This is a genomic window from Mesorhizobium sp. WSM4983 (genome assembly GCF_029625765.1).
Lineage (GTDB): Bacteria > Pseudomonadota > Alphaproteobacteria > Rhizobiales > Rhizobiaceae > Mesorhizobium.
The window spans coordinates 93982-109261 of record NZ_JARTVM010000002.1 but is presented as its reverse complement, the minus strand read 5'-3'; the positions used below and the strand labels follow the sequence as shown (position 1 = coordinate 109261).

The 15280-nt window shown below is 64.8% G+C and carries 16 protein-coding genes; 6 read left to right on the top strand and 10 right to left on the bottom strand.

The genetic code is table 11. The features are described from left to right. The first annotated feature begins 71 nt into the window (after nt 1-71). A complete protein-coding gene (coaBC, locus tag P9254_RS07780; protein ID WP_278053069.1) occupies nt 72-1544 on the top strand; it encodes a bifunctional phosphopantothenoylcysteine decarboxylase/phosphopantothenate--cysteine ligase CoaBC in 1473 nt (490 codons plus the stop codon). Here coaBC and P9254_RS07775 read toward each other — a convergent pair. The 6 genes from P9254_RS07775 to P9254_RS07750 form a co-directional block, all read right to left on the bottom strand. Then, a complete protein-coding gene (locus P9254_RS07775; protein WP_278053067.1) occupies nt 1541-2992 on the bottom strand; it encodes an MFS transporter in 1452 nt (483 codons plus the stop codon). The two genes, coaBC and P9254_RS07775, sit on opposite strands and share 4 nt — an antisense overlap. Before the next feature lie 196 nt (nt 2993-3188). After that, on the bottom strand, nt 3189-3665 hold the full coding sequence (locus tag P9254_RS07770; protein ID WP_067002615.1) for a DUF992 domain-containing protein: 477 nt from the start codon (nt 3663-3665) through the stop codon (nt 3189-3191). Between the two features lie 194 nt (nt 3666-3859). After that, complete coding sequence (locus tag P9254_RS07765) at nt 3860-4711, bottom strand: tetratricopeptide repeat protein (RefSeq protein WP_067002613.1); 852 nt, start codon at nt 4709-4711, stop codon at nt 3860-3862. Nucleotides 4712-4847: 136 nt separating this feature from the next. Further along, nucleotides 4848-5111 carry a 30S ribosomal protein S21 gene (gene rpsU, locus P9254_RS07760; protein WP_040969057.1) on the bottom strand — a complete coding sequence of 88 codons (264 nt, stop codon included), beginning with the start codon at nt 5109-5111 and terminating at the stop codon, nt 4848-4850. Between the two features lie 177 nt (nt 5112-5288). Continuing rightward, nucleotides 5289-5675, bottom strand: coding sequence for an SET domain-containing protein (locus P9254_RS07755; protein ID WP_095781084.1), 387 nt, complete (start codon nt 5673-5675; stop codon nt 5289-5291). A gap of 98 nt (nt 5676-5773) precedes the next feature. Continuing rightward, on the bottom strand, nt 5774-6532 hold the full coding sequence (locus tag P9254_RS07750; protein WP_127216681.1) for an SDR family oxidoreductase: 759 nt from the start codon (nt 6530-6532) through the stop codon (nt 5774-5776). Nucleotides 6533-6785: 253 nt separating this feature from the next. On the opposite strand from P9254_RS07750, the gene P9254_RS07745 reads away from it, so the two are divergent. The 5 genes from P9254_RS07745 to P9254_RS07725 all read left to right on the top strand — a co-directional run bounded on the left by P9254_RS07745 (nt 6786) and on the right by P9254_RS07725 (nt 12307). After that, the gene (locus P9254_RS07745; RefSeq protein ID WP_067002609.1) at nt 6786-8039 is read left to right on the top strand and encodes a sarcosine oxidase subunit beta; all 1254 of its coding nucleotides are present in this window, start codon (nt 6786-6788) and stop codon (nt 8037-8039) included. A gap of 85 nt (nt 8040-8124) precedes the next feature. After that, nucleotides 8125-8421 carry a sarcosine oxidase subunit delta gene (locus P9254_RS07740; protein WP_067325793.1) on the top strand — a complete coding sequence of 99 codons (297 nt, stop codon included), beginning with the start codon at nt 8125-8127 and terminating at the stop codon, nt 8419-8421. Beyond that, nucleotides 8418-11426 carry a sarcosine oxidase subunit alpha gene (locus tag P9254_RS07735; protein WP_278053065.1) on the top strand — a complete coding sequence of 1003 codons (3009 nt, stop codon included), beginning with the start codon at nt 8418-8420 and terminating at the stop codon, nt 11424-11426. The genes P9254_RS07740 and P9254_RS07735 overlap by 4 nt, the downstream gene beginning before the upstream one ends. Further along, the gene (locus P9254_RS07730; RefSeq protein WP_278053064.1) at nt 11419-12003 is read left to right on the top strand and encodes a sarcosine oxidase subunit gamma; all 585 of its coding nucleotides are present in this window, start codon (nt 11419-11421) and stop codon (nt 12001-12003) included. The genes P9254_RS07735 and P9254_RS07730 overlap by 8 nt, the downstream gene beginning before the upstream one ends. An 85-nt stretch (nt 12004-12088) precedes the next feature. Beyond that, nucleotides 12089-12307 (top strand): hypothetical protein, encoded by a 219-nt coding sequence (locus tag P9254_RS07725; RefSeq protein ID WP_095778807.1) that lies wholly within the window; start codon nt 12089-12091, stop codon nt 12305-12307. Between the two features lie 85 nt (nt 12308-12392). Here P9254_RS07725 and P9254_RS07720 read toward each other — a convergent pair whose 3' ends face one another. From P9254_RS07720 to P9254_RS07705, 4 genes are all read right to left on the bottom strand, one after another. Beyond that, the gene (locus P9254_RS07720; protein WP_278053062.1) at nt 12393-12629 is read right to left on the bottom strand and encodes a DUF680 domain-containing protein; all 237 of its coding nucleotides are present in this window, start codon (nt 12627-12629) and stop codon (nt 12393-12395) included. A gap of 160 nt (nt 12630-12789) precedes the next feature. Next, the gene (locus P9254_RS07715; protein ID WP_095823445.1) at nt 12790-13434 is read right to left on the bottom strand and encodes a TetR/AcrR family transcriptional regulator; all 645 of its coding nucleotides are present in this window, start codon (nt 13432-13434) and stop codon (nt 12790-12792) included. A gap of 298 nt (nt 13435-13732) precedes the next feature. Further along, entirely contained in the window at nt 13733-14770 is a 1038-nt protein-coding gene (locus tag P9254_RS07710) for a phosphotransferase (RefSeq protein WP_127324640.1), read from the bottom strand. Beyond that, nucleotides 14767-15252: a MaoC family dehydratase gene (locus P9254_RS07705; protein WP_442920305.1), complete on the bottom strand. Its 486-nt coding sequence runs from the start codon at nt 15250-15252 to the stop codon at nt 14767-14769. Before P9254_RS07705 ends, P9254_RS07710 begins: the two co-directional genes overlap by 4 nt. Nucleotides 15253-15280: the final 28 nt, after the last annotated feature.

Sequence of the window (15280 nt, the reverse complement as noted above, 5' to 3'; positions counted from 1 at the left end):
GCCCGCCGCCTTGCTGCGGTTTGATTTCATTGCTATCATTGCCGGCGCTAGTTTGAAGCGGGTGCAATCAGATGGCCAGCATCACGATCCGCAACCTTGACGATGGAGTTAAGGACCTGCTGCGCCAATTGGCTGCCGAAAATGGCTGCTCGATGGAGGAGCAGGCCCGGGCGATGATCAGGGCGGCGGTTGAGGGCCGGGCAGGACAGGCCGACCGCATCGACCAGATCGAGAAGACGCTGCGTGCGCTGACCGGCCCCGGCCAGCAAGCACCGCCTATCGCCGACATGCCCGGCAGGCCATCAGTTCGCGGAACGCTCTCCGGCAAACGCGTCCTTCTCGTCATCGGCGGCGGCATCGCCGCCTATAAATCGCTCGATTTGATCCGGCGCCTGCGCGAGCGCGGCGCTTCTGTCCGGGTGGTAATGACATCAGCCGCGCAGGAATTCGTCACCACGCTGTCCGTCGGCGCGCTTTCGGCCGACCATGTTTTCACCGAACTCTTCGACCGCAATGACGAGCACGATGTCGGCCACATAAGGCTGTCGCGCGAGGCAGATCTGCTGGTCGTGGCGCCGGCCACCGCCGACCTGATGGCGAAGCTCGCCAACGGCCATGCCAATGATCTTGCCTCGACGGTGCTGCTTGCGACCGACAAGAAAGTGCTGATGGCGCCGGCGATGAATCCGAAGATGTGGTCGCATCCGGCAACGCGGCGCAACCGGGCGACCCTGCAGAAGGATGGCATCGCCTTTGTCGGGCCGGCCAAGGGCGAGATGGCGGAAAGCAACGAGGCGGGCGAAGGCCGCATGGCCGAGCCGCTGGAAATCGTGGCCGCGATCGAGGCGATGCTCGGCGAGAGGCCGAAGCCGCTTGCGGGCCGCAAGATCATCGTCACCTCGGGGCCGACGCATGAGCCGATCGATCCGGTGCGCTACATCGCCAACCGTTCGTCCGGCAAGCAGGGCCATGCTATCGCGGCGGCACTGGCGAAGCTCGGCGCCAATGTCCGGCTCGTGTCCGGTCCGGTCAACATCGCCGATCCGGCCGGGGTGAAGACCACTCATGTGGAAACAGCGGCCGAGATGAAGGAAGCGGTCGAGAGCCTTTTGCCGGCGGACGCGGCTGTTTTCGTCGCGGCCGTCGCCGACTGGCGCACCGCGAATGCCGCCGGTGAAAAGATCAAGAAGGTGGCGGGGAAGGGCCCGCCGTCGCTCAAGATGGTCGAGAATCCCGACATCCTCGCGGGCGTCGGCCATCATGCGCAGAGGCCCGGTCTTGTCGTCGGCTTTGCCGCCGAGACGCAGGACCTCATCGGCAACGCCGAGGCCAAGCTCAGGAAGAAGGGCGCCGATCTCATCGTCGCGAACGACGTCTCGCATGGCAGCGGCATCGGCCCTTCCGGCGTTATGGGCGGCGATCGCAACAAGGTGCGCATCGTCTCGCGCACGGGCGTCGAGGAGTGGCCGGAGATGGGCAAGGACGAGGTGGCGACACGGCTCGCCGCATCGATTGCCGAGCGGCTGAAAACGACAGTGGTTTAGCTGGCCGCTGCCTGCGGTCGCATTGGCGGCAGCGCGATCCGCAGCGCGGCGATGCAGCCAAGGATCCCAAGCGGCACGAAGGCGAGGAAGAGCCAGCCGGCCACGCCTGCAGCCGCGTCACGATTGAGGCCTTGCGAGAAGCCGCTGGCGTTGGCCACAATGCCGGCAAGGGCCGCGCCCACCGCGTAGCCGATCCGCTGCATGGTCGGCACGGCGGCGGAAGCGATCGTCTGCTCGCCGTCACGGGCCGAAGCGACGATGACACGCGTCAGGAACGGCCAGCAGACGCCGAAGCCACCACCCTGTAGCAGAGCGCAGAGCAGGATCAGCGGGATCGAACCTGCGGGGATGGCATAGGCGAAACCGGCAAGACCGGAGGCGATCATCAGCGCGCCGACGACGATGATCAGTCTTTCGCGCTCCAGCGGCGCATTGGCGATGAGGATCGACAGGATCGACCAGGCGATGGATTCGGCAGCGATGATATAGCCGGTGGTCAGGATTGGGATGCCGTGCAGCGTGGTGAGCAGCAGCGGCCCGTAAATGGTGAACGTGCAGGTCGCTACCGAGAAGGCCGCAACCATCGTCATGCCTGAGCCAAGCGGCGAGCGCCATGAGAACAAAGGTGCCGGAAACAGGCGCGAGCGCGGCCTGCGGGCATCGATGCGGAAGAAAAGCGCCAGGCCGATCAGCCCGAGGGCCAGCAGCAGCGACGAGCGCAGCAGGGCGATGTCGATGCCGGCGGCAGCGATCAGCACGACGGCGATGGCGAGACAGGCAAGCGCCGGATAGGGAAAGGGCGGCGCCGTGCCGCTGCCCGCCTGCGGCCTCGTCGCCTCCGGCGTGTCCAGCACGATAAAGCTCGCCAGCGCCATCGCCGCGCCGCCGACAGTGAAGACGCCAAAGGCCCAGCGCCATGACAGGAACTCGGTCATAACAGCGCCGAGCATCGGTCCGCTGAAGGCGGCGACGCCCCAGATCGCCGACATGATGCCGAAGAGCTGCGGCCAGATGTTGCGCGGAAAGAGACGCTCGACCGAAACGAAGGCGAGCGACACCAGCGCGCCGCCGCCAAGTCCCTCGACCAGCCGCCCGGCGAGGAAGAACGGCATGGACGGTGCCACGGCGCAGATCAGCGCGCCTGCCGCGTAGAGCAGGGCGGCGACCATCATGTTGGAGCGCAGCGCGACATAGCTCACCAGCCGCCCGGCGGCGGCACCAGCGACGATGGCGCCGAGCTCATAGATCGCCAGCGACCAGCCAACGAGCTGCACGCCGGCCAGCTCGCCGACCATGGCCGGCATCACCGTCGCCACCATAGTCTCATTGGTGGCATGCAGCAGGATGCCGAGACTGACGAAGCAGAAACGCGCCAGGTCGCCGCTTGCCCACAGTGCTCGCCAGTCCACCTTGTTGCCGGCCACCTTGCCGCCGCCTGCTGCCGTCACGTCGATCTCCCGCTTGTTTTCCGCAACCTCATCCGCATTGCGAACGAAGCGCCAGATCCAGTTCGGCAGGGCTTGTAGAACCTCAAGCGCAGTTGAGCTCAAGAGGCTTTTCGGCGATGTCAGCGAGCAAGCGCGCTAAAAATTCGGCCCGGGAACGAGCGTCCCGGGCCGTATCGGTGCTAATTGAATTGAAATTTCACTTATAGGAGTGGACGAGGTCCAGCGAAGCCACGGCAACAGCGAGGTTGACGCCGGTCTGCGCCTGGACGCTCAGCGGCTCGAGCATGAAGGCGCCGTCGAGGCCGCCGACCAAAAGATTGGCGCCGCCACCGGTCACGACGCTCGCCTCCGCGTTGACGCCGTAATAGCTGCCGGCGAGATCGCCTGCGTCATGGTGGCGGGTGGCGGCGAGAACAGCCCAGACAAGCTGACCTTGATGCGTCCGGCCGATATCGACGCCGAGCTTGGAGATCATGCCCGTGTATAGCTCGGCCGGGCCGTGATGATAGGGGCGGAACACGCAGGACACGCCCTTGTTGGAGGTGATGACGTAACCGGTGCCTCCGTCGATGGTGCAATCGAGCGTGCCGAGCCGGAGCGTGCCGGCGCTGACCGGAGAAGCGAGGACCGTGGCGGCAAGCGCGGCGGCGGCACAGGCAAGTGTCTTGATCATCGGAAAGGTCCTTTCGCAACAAACGGCCCCGGTTAAACGGTCGAGGTGCGAGGAGCGTTCCGCCCAAAACTTGGCGCGAGCATGGCGAGCCAACACATCGCCGTTGGCGACTAGACTAACGGCCACATCGGCGTGTCAGCGCCGCAATAGACCCATCGCGGGCGACCGGACCCCCGGGCGGCCTTAGCTTCCGATCAGCTGGCGCCGGCCGAGGTGCGCGACAGGCCGTCCTTGGCGGGTTGGTAGTTCGGGTCGAGGTGGACAGCCTCGCGGTAGGACTTGGCCGCCCTTTCCTTGTCGCCGCGTCGCTCGTAGATCAGCGCCTGGTTGGCCCAGGCCTCGGCGTTCTTGCCGTCGAGCTTGATGGCCATGTTGAAGTCGGCGAAGGCGTTGTCCTCGTCATTCATGGCCAGATAGGACAGGCCGCGGCCGTTGTATGGCTCGGCTGCGTCCGGCGCCAGCGAGATGGCGGTCGAGAAATCCTCGATGGCGAACTTGTGCTGGCCCTGGCTCTGATAGATCAGGCCGCGATTGTGGTAGGCGCGGGCGTCGGTCGTGTCGAGTTGGATCGCCTTCTGGAAATCGTTGAAGGCGTCGTTGACGCGGCCGGCCTTGCGATAAAGATTGCCGCGGCCGATGTAGGCGGCGTCGTAGTTGGCGTTGATTTGGATCGAGCGGTTATAGTCGGCAAGCGCTGCTTGCTGGTTGCCGAGGAAACGCTGGATGAGCGCCCGGTTCGAATAGGCCTGATAGAAGTTCGGATTGAGCTGGATGGCGGTGTCGAAATCTTTGAGCGCCGCCTGGTACTGGCCGCCGCGGCCATAGGCCGAGCCGCGCACATTGTAACCCTCGGGATCCTGAGGATTGCGCTGGATGACAGCCGACAGCGAGGAGATGTTCTCGGTCGAGCCTTGCGCCTTGTCGATATTGTTGAACTCCCCCGTCGGGGCCGTCTGGCATGCTGCAAGGGTCAGGCCCGAAAGCAGGGCCGCCGTCAGGGCGAAGCCGCGAAAAGCGGTTCTGCGCTCCACGGTAATTGCGTTCATCTCAGTCCTCACTGGCGCCGCGCCGTCAGGTCCGTTCCCTCTCCGAACCGGCTCGAACGCATAAACAAAAAGGTGGCGGCGATTCCGCATCGCGCCACCCTCGGTATCCTTCGAAAAGGACGAAAAATTGACGGTATCAGCGCGGCGAACGCGATGCGCCGGCAGCACCAGCCGGAGCCGGGCGCGGGGTCATCGGCAGCAGGCCTTCGCGCTGGGCGCGCTTACGGGCCAGCTTGCGGGCGCGGCGGACGGCTTCCGCCTTCTCGCGGGCACGCTTCTCGGACGGCTTTTCGTAGTGACCGCGCATCTTCATTTCGCGGAAAATACCTTCGCGCTGCATCTTCTTCTTCAGCGCGCGAAGCGCCTGATCAACGTTGTTGTCGCGGACGAGTACCTGCACGTGTAATCCTGTCTTCGGGTTTGAAATCTCAGGCAAGCAGCCCATAGCCGCATGCCTCCGCAGTGACCTGCACCGCGAATTGTGCCGGCTGATAGCAGAATCAGGCCGTGCTGTCCACCGTTGATTGCAGGAAACCACGATCGGAAGCCCGAGCGCCGTGCCTTGCCGGTCTGAGCCTTAGGCGGTCGCCAGATGCAGACGGGCGAAATCCTCAAAGAATTCGCCATAGTCGCAAGTGATTTCCTCGCCGGCCGCGATATCCCGGGTCGCTGTGGCGCCACCGTATTGGGAGAAATCCGTGTTCGGCCGCTCGGAATGGTTCATGAAGCGGCCATTGTCGACCTCATATACCATGAAACCCGGCTTGTCCGGGCTCGGATAGGCGTAGCGGTCGAGCAATTCCTTGAGATGCGGCGGCGCCTTCTCGTATTTCTCCATCGGGATCAGCCGGTCGAAATCGGGATCGAGCCGCCAGATGGAGGCGCCTTTCCTGACCGGCTCGGCGGCGAAAACACCGACGCCTTCGATAGCGCTCTGAGCGACATAGGTTCTGATCAGCAGCATCGTTCCGGTCCGTTTTCGACGGGAAACCAAATCGTCAAAACGGACCGGAATGCAAGGCCCCGTCGCGCTATTTCAGCGGATGAGCATGGCTGCCGACGTCACGTCCGATTGATCGAGACGCCACCATCGGCAAACAGCGCCGCGCCGGTGGTGAAGCTTGAGGCGTCCGAGGCAAGGTAGAGCGCTGAGCGGGCGATCTCCTCGGGCCGGGCCACACGCTTCAAGGCATGCAGGTTTTCGACGAATGTTCGCGACTCCGGCGTCTTGAACGTCGCTGCGGGCGTGTCGGTGCCGCCGGGCAGCAGCGCGTTGACGCGCAGCCCTTTCGGGCCGTATTCGGCGGCCAGCACCTGCGTCAGCCCGATCAGCCCCGCCTTGGCGGCGGCATAGGCGGCCATGCCCGGCATGCCGGCGGTATAGCCGACGAAGCTCGAGGTGAAGATCAGCGAGCCGCCCCCGCGCTCCAGCATCGCCGGGATCTGGTGCCTGGCGGCGAGGAAGGCGCTGGTCAAATTGGTGTCGATCGTGTCGTGCCAAGTCGCCGGCGCCATCTCCGGAACCTGCGCCATCAAGCCGACGGCGCCGGCATTGTTGAAGGCAATGTCGAGGCCGCCGAAGCTTTCGACTGCAAGCTCGACCAGAGCCCTGGCATAGGCTTCGTCTCGGACATCGCCGGCGAGTGCAATTGCGGTTCCACCGGCCGTCTCGATTTCGCCGACGAGTGCATCGAGTTCGGCCCGGCGGCGCGCCGCGACGACGAGACTGGCGCCCTGCTCGGCGAACAGACTGGCCGTAGCGCGGCCGATGCCGGAACTGGCGCCGGTGACGATGGCGACCTTTTCGGTGAGTGCGAACATTTCACATCCTTTCTCTATGCCGGTCCAGCCGGTGGTGGGATGCTTGGTCGCAAATCGGCATTTCGGCAGCCACCCGAAAGCTGACTTGCCGATCGGAATGCAAGTTGTCGGGCATGCGCCGCGCAGCCGCGGCGCAAAACGGCAAGCGCCGTCGCAAACAGCGCAAGGGTGACTGCACGCTTTCGCTAGTGATACACCACGCGCGCCGGGGAATGCCCGGCCGAGATCCGCGATTTTTGGCGCGAGGCTGAACGTGAAGAAATACTCCGTATTCGCCATTGCCCGCGAGGCGATGCGCGGCCACAAGGGCTGGGAAGAGCAATGGACCTCACCCGAGCCGAAGAAGGAATATGACGTCATCATCGTCGGCGCCGGCGGCCACGGCCTGGCCACCGCCTATTATCTGGCGACCGAGCACGGCATCACCAATGTCGCGGTGCTGGAAAAGGGCTGGCTCGGCGGCGGCAACACCGGCCGCAACACCACCATCATCCGCTCCAACTATCTCTATGACGAAAGCGCCGGCATCTACGACCATGCGCTGAAGTTGTGGGACGGACTGAGCCAGGAGCTCAACTACAACGTCATGTATTCGGCGCGCGGCGTCATGATGCTCGCGCACAATGTGCATGACGTTCAGGTGTTCAAGCGCCACATCCATGCCAACCGCCTCAACGGCATCGACAATGAGTGGCTGACGCCGGAACAGGCGAAGGAGTTCTGTCCGCCGCTCAACATTTCCAAGGAGGCGCGCTATCCGGTCATGGGTGCCGCGCTGCAGCGCCGCGGCGGCACGGCCCGCCACGATGCGGTCGCCTGGGGTTATGCGCGCGGCGCCTCGGCGCGCGGCGTGCACATCATCCAGAACTGCGAGGTCACCGGCGTCAAGCGCGCGGCCAACGGCGCGGTCACCGGCGTCGAGACGACGCGCGGCTTCATCGGCGCCAAGAAGGTCGGCGTCGTCGCGGCCGGCCATTCGTCGGTCATCATGGATATGGCCGGCGTGCGCATGCCGTTGGAGAGTTATCCGTTGCAGGCGCTGGTCTCGGAGCCGGTCAAGCCGGTGGTGCCATGCGTCATCATGTCGAATACGGTGCACGCCTATATCTCGCAGTCCGACAAGGGCGAGCTGGTCATCGGCGCCGGCACCGACCAGTATATCTCCTATTCGCAAACCGGCGGCCTGCACATCCTGCAGCACACGCTCGACGCCATCTGCGAGATGTTCCCGATCTTCACCCGCATGAAGATGCTGCGCTCCTGGGGCGGCATCGTCGATGTGACCCCCGACCGCTCGCCGATCCTGGCTAAGACGCCGGTCAAGGGCCTCTATGTCAATTGCGGCTGGGGCACGGGCGGCTTCAAGGCGACGCCAGGTTCGGGCAACGTCTTTGCCCACACCATCGCCAGGGACGACCCGCACCCGATCAACGCGCCCTTCACGCTCGAGCGCTTCCGCACCGGCCGTCTCATCGACGAAGCGGCGGCGGCGGCGGTGGCGCATTGATGATGGCCGAGATGGCCTGCCAGAAGCTTTGCGATCAACCGGCCGGCGCCCGCGTCAGCCATGGCGAATTGTAGGATCAACCTAGATGCTTCTCATCCGCTGCCCCTATTGCGAGGAAGAGCGCCCGGAACTCGAGTTCCGCAATGCCGGCGAGGCGCATATTGCGCGCCCGACCAACATTGCCGCCGAGAGCGACGACGATTTCGAGAAATTCTTCTTCATCCGCTCGAACCCCAAGGGCGTGATCTATGAGCGCTGGCGGCACATCCATGGCTGCGCGCGCTTTTTCAACGCCGTGCGCGACACCGTGACCGACAAGTTCGTCATGACCTACAAGGCCGGCGAGCCGAAGCCTGCGAAGCTGCCTGGAGCCTCGAAATGAACGCCGCCTTCCGCATTTCCGGCGCCGGGCGTCTCAGCCAGGCGAAGACCGCCTCGTTCAGCTTCGACGGCAAGCAGTATATCGGGATCGAGGGCGACACGCTGGCCTCGGCGCTGCTCGCCAACGGCGTGCATCTCGTCGCCCGCTCCTTCAAGTACCACCGGCCGCGCGGCTTCCTCTCGGCCGGCGCGGAAGAACCCAACGCGCTGGTGCAGATCGTGCGCGACGACGCGCGCAAGACGCCGAATGTGCGGGCGACCGTGCAGGAGCTCTATGACGGGCTGACCGCCCATTCGCAGAACCGCTGGCCCTCGCTCGCCTTCGATGTCGGCGCGGTCAACGACATTGCCTCGCCGATGTTCTCGGCCGGCTTCTACTACAAGACCTTCATGTGGCCGAAGTCGGCCTGGTTGAACTTCTATGAGCCGAAGATCCGCGCGACGGCCGGCCTTGGCGTTTCCCCCGACCGGCCGGATCCCGACCATTATGCGGCGCGCTACGCGCATTGCGACGTGCTGGTGCTGGGCGGCGGTGCGGCCGGCATCACTGCGGCGCTTGCCGCAGCCGAAACCGGCGTGCGGGTGATCCTCGCCGACGAGCAGGCCGAATTCGGCGGCAGCCTGCGCTTCGAGAGCGGCGCCAGGATCGATGGCGAGGACGGCTTTGCCTGGGCACAAGCCGCGATCGCCAAACTCAAGGCGATGGACAATGTCCGAGTGCTGTCGCGCACGACAGCTTTCGGGTACTACGCGCAGAACTTCGTCGGCCTGGTCGAGCGGGTCAGCGACCATCTCAAGAGCCCCGGCCGGGAGCTGGCGCGCGAGCGCCTGTGGCAGGTTCGCGCCAAGCGGGTCGTGCTCGCGACCGGCGCCATCGAGCGGCATATGGTGTTCGCCAACAACGACCGGCCGGGCGTCATGCTGGCATCGGCGGCGCGCACCTACCTCAACCACTATGGCGTGGCGGTCGGTAGGAATGTCGGCGTCTATACGGCAAACGACTCGGCCTACGCGGCCGCGATCGACCTGAGGAAGGCCGGCGTCAATGTCGCTGCCATCGTCGACCTGCGCGACAACCCGTCGGGGGCGGTGATCGACGAAGCGAGGAGCCTCGGCATCGAGATCAATTTCGGTCGCGCTGTGGTTAGCGCCGGCGGCAAGCTGCGCGTATCGTCGATGACGGTGCAGCCGAAGAACGGCGGCGGCGAGCGCACGATCGCGGTCGACGCCATCCTGATGTCCGCCGGCTGGACGCCGTCGGTGCATCTGTTCTCGCAGTCGCGCGGCAAAGTCGCCTTCAACGAGGAGGCGCGACGCTTCGTGCCGGGGACCTATGCGCAGGACTGCGTCTCGGTCGGCGCCTGCAACGGCACGGACGGTCTGGAGGCAACGGTCGACGAGGCCCATGCGGCAGGCGCCCAGGCGGCAAGGGACGCCGGCGGCAAGGATTCCAGCGGCAAGATGGGCAAGGGCGCCAAGCCAAAGGTCGATGCCAGTGAAAGCTGGTCACGCGGCATGCTTGGCGCTGCGCCCGGCGCCGGGCCGGGCACCACGGTCAAGGCCTTCGTCGATTTTCAGAACGATGTCACCGCCAAGGACATTCGCCAGGCGGTGCATGAGGGCATGCACTCGATCGAGCACGTCAAGCGCTTCACCACCAACGGCATGGCGACCGACCAGGGTAAGACGTCGAACATGCACGGCCTGGCGATCGCCGCCGAGACGCTCGGCAAGCCGATCCCGCAGGTCGGTCTCACCACGTTCCGCGCGCCCTATACCCCGGTCACCTTCGGCTCGATCGTCGGCCATGCGCGTGGCGCGCTGTTCGACCCGACGCGCCGCACGGCGACGCATGGCTGGGCGGCCGCCCAAGGTGCCGTGTTCGAGGATGTCGGCCAGTGGAAGCGCGCCTGGTATTTCCCAAAAGCCGGCGAGGACATGCACGCCGCTGTCAACCGCGAATGCGTGACGGTGCGCAAAGCGGCCGGCCTGTTCGACGCCTCCACGCTCGGCAAGATCGAGGTGGTCGGGCCGGATGCGGCGAAGTTCATGGAGCTGCTCTACACCAACCCGTGGGAGAAGCTGGAGCCCGGCCGCTGCCGCTACGGCATCATGCTGCGCGAGGACGGCTTCATCTATGATGACGGCGTCGTCGGCAGGCTGGCGCCGGACCGCTTCCATGTGACGACGACCACCGGCGGCGCGCCGCGTGTCATGCATCACATGGAGGATTATCTCCAGACCGAGTTCCCGCATCTCAATGTCTGGCTGACCTCGATCACCGAGCAATGGGCGGTGATCGCCGTGCAGGGGCCGAGCGCGCGGAAAATCATCGAGCCTTTGGTCGAAGGCATCGACATGTCGGACGAGGCACTGCCGCATATGTCGGTGCGAGAAGGCAAGATCTGCGGCGTGCCGACGCGGCTGTTCCGCATGTCTTTCACCGGCGAGCGCGGCTTCGAGGTCAACGTGCCGGCCGACTATGGCGAAGCGGTGTGGGAAGCGCTGTGGGCCGAAGGCCAGAAGCATGGCGCGACCGCTTACGGCACCGAAACGATGCACGTGCTGCGCGCCGAAAAGGGCTACATCATCGTCGGCCAGGATACGGACGGCACGGTGACGCCGAACGATGCCGGTCTCGACTGGGCGGTCGGCAAGAAGAAGACCGACTTCGTCGGCATCCGCGGCATGATGCGCGCGGATCTCGTCGCCAAGGGCCGCAAGCAACTGGTCGGCCTGAAGGCCAAGGATCCGAAGGTCGTGTTGGAAGAAGGCGCGCAGATCGTCGAGGATCCGAAACAGGCGATCCCGATGAAGATGATCGGCCACGTCACCTCCAGCTACTGGTCGGAGAACTGCGGGCGCTCGATCGCGCTGGCGCTGGTCGCCGGCGGCCGTGATCGCATGGGCCAGACGCTCTATGTGCCGATGCCGAACGGCACGATCGAGGTGGAGGTCACCGGGATGGTGTTCGTCGACGAAAAGGGGGAGCGCCTCAATGGGTAAGGCTACCGCCAAGGCAAAAGCCGCCGACGCTTCAGCTGCCGCCGAACGGCGTCCGGCACTTGCCGGGCGCGCGGTGTCGGCGCCGGGCGTCAAGGTCGAGATCCTACCGCCGGCCGAACGCATCTCGCTGCGCGCGCCCGAAGCTTCCGTCGCCGCGCTCTCCAAGGCGCTCGGCGTGACGCTGCCGTCGAAGCCGAAGACCTCGGCGGCGAAAGGCGGGCGCACCGCCTTATGGCTCGGGCCGGACGAATGGCTGGTCATCGACGATGCCGGCAACGATCCGCTGGCCGACTGCGCCAAGGTTTCGGCGCTGCACTCCGCGGTCGGCATCTCGCATCGCAATGTGGCGATCTCGGTTGCCGGGCCGGCGGCCGCGGTGACGGTCAGTTCCGGTTGCCCACAGGACCTGTCGCTCGAGGCCTTCCCGGTCGGGGCAGCATCGCGCACCATTCTCGGCAAGTCCGAGATCGTGCTGCTGCGTACCGCTGAAGACACGTTCCGGGTGGAATGCTGGCGTTCCTTCTCGGACTATGTATTTACTTTGCTGTCGGAAGCGGCGAGCGACGCGCCGAACTGATCCTGCGCCAACCGGTCCGAAAGGGCCGGCCTCGGGGAACCTTCACCGGTCCGGGCCGTTTCTGCGGCTTGCGAGGAGACTGCCGATGCCGTCCAAATCCGCGCCGAAGACGCCCAAGAAGACAGAGGCGGTCCGTTCGCTGGAGCGGGATCGCGAGATCGAGGAAGAAGAACTCGAGGAAGGCCTCGAGGACACCTTCCCGGCCAGCGATCCGGTGTCGATTACCAGCACCACCATCCCCGGCGGGCCGGCAAAGCCTGGCAGGGCCAAGACCTTGCCTGGAATGAAGTCGCGCAAGAAGTAGAGCCGCCGCCGCAGTCAAATCGGGCTTCAGGCGAAACGAAACGGGCGGCCAAGCGCCGCCCGTTTTCGTTTGCGATTTGGCCTGATTAGAGGCCGGGGACGAACCAAGGGTTCACGTCGATGCCGAGCCGCGGGCTCTTGGTCGTCTGGATGTTGGCGGCATCGGTCTTTTCCACCGAGCCGGTCGCGGCGCAGTCGAGCGCCTGATTGGTGTTAGCCTGGGTGCAGGCCGCAGGGGCGTGCTTGGCCGGCTGGATCCCGCCAGCGAAAGCGGCGCCCGAGAAAGCCAGCAAGGCAGCGAGCGCGAGGATTGTCTTTTTCATCTTTCCGTCTCCGATCGTACACGTACGACACAGCGTACAGATACGGTTAATGGAGGCTGAATTCAAGAGGGAATTTGTACGCGTACGACAAATTAGCTTGAACCGAGTAACCGGCGTCGCAAATCAAGCGACCGGCGTTGTGTCAAGCCGGCGAAGCCGGTCAGCAGTTGACCGGTGTTTCGGTGAGCGGGGGTATGTCTTGCGCCGACAACGAGGCCAGCATGAAGTCGCACATCCGCTTCACATAGGCCTGGGGGTCGCCGAACGGATAGAAGGGAAAGGTGATCAGCAGCGAGATCGTGCCGTGGCCAACGGTCCACAGCATGGTGGCTATGGCGCGAGGGTCGCCTTTGAGCTTGCCGGCTGCGACGCAGGCCTCGACCCTGCTGATCAGCACCTTCATCGCCGGATTGCCCTGTTCCATGTCCTCGTAGCTCCGGCCTTCCGGCAGCCGGGTCTTCTCTGTCATGAAGACGGTGCGGTATTCATTGGGATTGCCGAGCCCGAAGGCGGCATACTCGGTCATCACAGCCCGCAGCGCCTCAACGGGATCGTCTGCCGGGTGCTCCTCGATGCGGCGGGCAAGCGTTTCGAACGCGTCCTCGGCGAGCGCGAACAGGATGTCCTGCTTATCGGCAAAATAGGAATAGACCGACATCGGCGCGTAGCCGACCCGCTTGGCAAGCTTGCGGATGGTAAGCCCTTCGTATCCCTCTTCCTGGACGAGCTTGTGAGCTGCGTCGACCAGTTCGGAACGAAGCTCGGCTTTCTGTTTCTCGCGGCGTTTCTGAACGCTCAGCGGCAATTTCCGCCTGCCTTTATGGTTGGTTGCCTGACAAAATTATATACGCTGTACGGAAACGGACAAGGGAGCGGCCTGGTTCCCCAAGATACGCCCTAACGCTTTGTTCCTACTTAATTCCGAACAGGAAAGCCGCCACCCACTTTTTCCGAACTAGATCGCGCTAATGCCGCCGTCCAGCGCCTGCGCATGGCCGCGAGCCCTCAGTGGCGAAGGCTTTGGCCGCGCCGCTGCCGAGACCGCCTGTCGCACCGGTGATCAGCACCGTCGCTCCATCGAAACGGCCCGTGGCTTGGCTCCCTCAACTTTTCTTGTCAATCAGTTCCACCGCCAGCGCGGCGAGCAGCTTCACCGCCTCGCCATAGGTCCTGGCCTTTTCCGGGTTGGAGGCATTGCCGTCCAGCGCGCGGCGGTAGACACCCTGGCAGATCGCCGCCAGGCGGAAGAAGGAGAAGGCGAGGAAGAAGGTCCAGTTGCCGATGCCGTCGATGCCGCGCCGGCGGCAATAGGCGGCGACATAGGCCTCCTCGGACGGCAGGCCGATCGAGGCGCGGTCGATGCCGTCTAGGCCGCGAAAGCCCGACGCATGCGGCAGCCGCCATTGCATGCATTGATAGGCGAGGTCGGCAAAAGGATGGCCAAGCGTCGACAGTTCCCAGTCGAGCACGGCGATGACCTTCGGCTCGTCCTTGGCGAAAATCATATTGTCCAATCGGTAGTCGCCATGCACCAGCGAGACCCGGCCGTCATCGGCCGGCATATGCGTCTCCAGCCAGGTCATCAGCCGATCCATAGCGGCTATGCTTTCGGTTTCGGAGGCGCGGTACTGACTTGTCCAGCGCGCGAACTGGCGCTGGAAATAGCTGCCGGGCTTGCCGAAATCGCCTAAGCCCACAGCCTCGACATCGACTTGGTGCAGGGCGGCGAGGGTCGCATTCATGGCGTCGTAGATCGCGGCACGCTCGTCATTGCCGGATGTATCCGGCAGCGACGGATCCCAGAAGATGCGCCCGTCGAGGAACTCCATGACGTAGAACATGCGGCCGATCGGCGTCATCTCGCCTGAAAGATGGAGCATGCGCGGCACCGGCACGGAGGTCGTGCTCAGCGCCTGCATGACCCGGAATTCGCGGTCGACCTGATGTGCCGATTTCAGCAACTGCCCCGGCGGCTTGGCGCGCAGCACGTAGCGGCCGCTGGCGGCGGTCAGCAGATAGGTCGGGTTCGACTGTCCGGACTTGAATTTTTCGGCCGCGCAAAGCTTGGAAAAACCAGGCACATGCGCTTCGAGATAAGGCGCAAGCGCTGCTTGGTCGAGCGCGTTGGCGTCGCCGCTCATGCGGTCTCGGGCTGGCGCTCGATCAGCGTCAGGGTCAGCCAGCGCGCGGTGAGCGCCGGCTTCTTCGATCCTTCGATCTCGATGGTGACGTCGTGCGCCGTCTGCACCCATCCGGAAGGCCGCACCTTGACGTCGGCCAGCACGAAATGGGTGCGGATGCGCGAGCCGGTCTTCACCGGCGCCAGGAAGCGCAGCGTGTCGAAGCCGTGATTGACGCCCATCTTGGTGTTTTCGATCGGCGGCATGGTCTCGAAGGTCATGGCCGACAGCAGCGACAGCGACAGGAAGCCGTGCGCGATGGTGCCGCCGAACGGCGTCTCGCGCGCGGCGCGTTCCGGATCGCAATGGATGAACTGGTGATCATCGGTGGCGTCGGCGAACTGATCGATCATGCGCTGCGTCACCGTGCGCCAGGGCGACACGCCGACTTCCTTGCCGACGCTGGCCAGAAGCGTATTGAGACTGATCGGTTCCACGCTGATGTCCTCCGCACCCCGCCCGGATCGCGAT

What these genes read in the sequence shown, in the direction of transcription:
- P9254_RS07765 (WP_067002613.1), bottom strand. Translation starts at nt 4,711, where the DNA reads ATGAACGCAATTACCGTGGAGCGCAGAACCGCTTTTCGCGGCTTCGCC.
- P9254_RS07755 (WP_095781084.1), bottom strand. Translation starts at nt 5,675, where the DNA reads ATGCTGCTGATCAGAACCTATGTCGCTCAGAGCGCTATCGAAGGCGTC.
- P9254_RS07730 (WP_278053064.1), top strand. Translation starts at nt 11,419, where the DNA reads ATGGGTAAGGCTACCGCCAAGGCAAAAGCCGCCGACGCTTCAGCTGCC.
- P9254_RS07710 (WP_127324640.1), bottom strand. Translation starts at nt 14,770, where the DNA reads ATGAGCGGCGACGCCAACGCGCTCGACCAAGCAGCGCTTGCGCCTTAT.
- P9254_RS07750 (WP_127216681.1), bottom strand. Translation starts at nt 6,532, where the DNA reads ATGTTCGCACTCACCGAAAAGGTCGCCATCGTCACCGGCGCCAGTTCC.
- P9254_RS07770 (WP_067002615.1), bottom strand. Translation starts at nt 3,665, where the DNA reads ATGATCAAGACACTTGCCTGTGCCGCCGCCGCGCTTGCCGCCACGGTC.
- P9254_RS07740 (WP_067325793.1), top strand. Translation starts at nt 8,125, where the DNA reads ATGCTTCTCATCCGCTGCCCCTATTGCGAGGAAGAGCGCCCGGAACTC.
- P9254_RS07725 (WP_095778807.1), top strand. Translation starts at nt 12,089, where the DNA reads ATGCCGTCCAAATCCGCGCCGAAGACGCCCAAGAAGACAGAGGCGGTC.
- coaBC (WP_278053069.1), top strand. Translation starts at nt 72, where the DNA reads ATGGCCAGCATCACGATCCGCAACCTTGACGATGGAGTTAAGGACCTG.
- P9254_RS07720 (WP_278053062.1), bottom strand. Translation starts at nt 12,629, where the DNA reads ATGAAAAAGACAATCCTCGCGCTCGCTGCCTTGCTGGCTTTCTCGGGC.
- P9254_RS07735 (WP_278053065.1), top strand. Translation starts at nt 8,418, where the DNA reads ATGAACGCCGCCTTCCGCATTTCCGGCGCCGGGCGTCTCAGCCAGGCG.